The sequence below is a fragment of the Morganella sp. Je.2.23 genome (genome assembly GCF_051129855.1).
Taxonomy (GTDB): Bacteria; Pseudomonadota; Gammaproteobacteria; order Enterobacterales; family Enterobacteriaceae; genus Morganella; species Morganella sibonii.
In genome coordinates this window covers 1-252 of record NZ_JBCPSQ010000061.1, presented here as the reverse complement: position 1 = coordinate 252, position 252 = coordinate 1, and the positions used below count along the sequence as shown (strand labels likewise).

Annotated in this window: 1 rRNA gene; it reads right to left on the bottom strand. The window is 50.0% G+C overall.

The window, feature by feature from the left end:
- Position 1: 1 nt before the first annotated feature.
- Positions 2-117, bottom strand: a 5S ribosomal RNA gene (gene rrf / locus AAZR23_RS20845).
- Positions 118-252: the final 135 nt, after the last annotated feature.

The window sequence follows — 252 nt, the reverse complement described above, 5'->3', positions numbered from 1 at the left end:
AACCTGGCGGTTCCCTACTCTCACATGGGGAGACCCCACACTACCATCGGCGCTACGGCGTTTCACTTCTGAGTTCGGCATGGGGTCAGGTGGGACCACCGCGCTACGGCCGCCAGGCAAATTCGTTAATCCAAAACAAGCTTTCATAATGAATGACTCTGTTGTCTCTTCACTATGCTGAAAAATTCTTTCTTCGTCTCTCAACTCAAAACACCTTCGGTGTTGTCAGGTTAAGCCTCTCGGTTCATTAGT